Here is a 1,691-nt window from a genome sequence, read left to right as displayed (position 1 = left end):
CTCCAGGGCAAGGTCGCGGCGGCGCGGTCGCGCGCGGCGGGCGCGGGCGAGGAGATCGGCCGCCTGGCGGAGGCACGCGACGCCGCGCTGGAGCGCGCCGCGGCCGCGCAGGAGGAGTACGAGACCCTCCAGGCCCAGTCCGACACCCTCGACACCGCCGACGAGGCCCGCGACGCGGAGCACGCGTCGTTGCGCGCGGAGCTCTCCGCCGCGGAGGACACCCAGTCCCGCGCGCGCGAGGCGCTGGCCACGGCCGACCGCGAACACGCCGCGCTGACCGCCCGCCGCGACGCCCTCGCCCTGGCGCTGCGCCGCAAGGACGGCACCGCCGCGCTCCTCTCCGCCACCGACCGCCTCGTCGGCCTCCTCGGCCCGGCCGCCGGCCACCTCACGATCACCCCGGGCATGGAGACCCCCCTCGCCGCCGCCCTCGACCGCGCTGCGGACGCCGTCGCCGTCTCCTCCCTCTCCACGGCCGCCGACGCCCTCCGCCTCCTCCGCAAGGACGACGCCGGCCGCGCAGCCCTGCTCATCGCCACCCCCTCCGAGCCGGCATCTCCCACGGCCGACACCCCCGCCCCGGGCGGTCCCGAGCGGGCGGCTGACGTGGTCGGGTCCGTCGCCGGAGGCGCGGACGCCGGCGACGCTCTGGCGGTGCGGGGCGTGGGTGGCTCGTCGGCCTCGCCGCAGGCAGCGGCCCCCGGCGGCTTCGCCGCGGCGGGCGGGTCGGAGGCCGCAGGCACGGCTGCCGCGGCGCTGCCGGGCACGGACGGCCCGTCGGCCTCGTCGCAGGCGACTGCCGCAGGCGGCCCCTCGGCCGCGCCGGGCGGTGCTGGGTTGCCGGGCGTTTCGACTGCGGGTGGCCCGCCGAGCTCGCCGCGGGCGGCTGCTTCCGGTGACGGCTCCGCTTTGGCGGGGGCTGTGGGCGTGGGCGGTCATGGTGCCGGAGCGCTGCCCGGCGGGGCCGTGTGGGCGGCTGAGCTGGTGTCAGGTTCCGGGGCTCTCGTCGGGTCCGTGCGCGCGTTGTTGCGCGGGTACGTCGTCGTGGAGGGGCTCGAGGAGGCCGAGACCTTGGTCGCCACGCGGCCCGACGTCGTGGCCGTCACCGCCGAAGGCGATGTGCTCGGCGCGGCGTACGCCTACGGCGGGTCCGCCGGGGCGCCGAGTGTGCTGGAGACGCAGGCGGCCGTCGACGAGGCCGAGGCCGGGCTGGAGGCGCTCGCCGCGCGGCGGACCGCGCTGCGCGAGGAGCTCGAGCAGGCGACCGCGCGGCGCAGGGAGCTCACCGCCAGGGTCGAGGAGGTCGCCGTCGTCCGACGGGCCGCCGAGAAGGAGAAGGCGGCCGTCGCGCAGCAGGTCGGACGGCTGGCGGGGCAGGCGCGCGGGGCCGCCGGCGAGGCGGAGCGCCTCGCGGCCGCCGCCGCGAAGGCGGCAGACGCCCAGGAGCAGGCCGCCATGGAGCTCGCCGAGCTCGAGGAGCGGCTGCTCGTCGCGGAGGAGCTGCCGGCCGACGAGGAGCCGGACACCGGCAGACGGGACCGGCTCGACGCCGAGGCGACCCGGACCCGCGCGGCCGAGATGGAGGCCCGGCTCTCCGTGCGCACGCACGAGGAGCGGGTCCGCGGGCTGGCGGGCCGCGCCGACGGGCTCGACCGCGCCGCACGCGCCGAGCGCGAGGCCAGGGCCCGCGC

1 protein-coding gene is annotated in these 1,691 nt (G+C 79.8%); it reads left to right on the top strand.

Annotation, left to right across the window (positions count from 1 at the left end):
- Window positions 1–1,691 (top strand): SMC hinge domain-related protein (locus TR50_RS36910; protein ID WP_042432849.1); only part of this gene is annotated, 1,691 nt, incomplete at both ends.

It is taken from the genome of Streptacidiphilus anmyonensis (genome assembly GCF_000787855.1).
GTDB classification, from domain to species: domain Bacteria; phylum Actinomycetota; class Actinomycetes; order Streptomycetales; family Streptomycetaceae; genus Streptacidiphilus; species Streptacidiphilus anmyonensis.
Note: the sequence above shows the minus strand (reverse complement) of the source record. Positions and strands in the feature narration are given on the sequence as shown.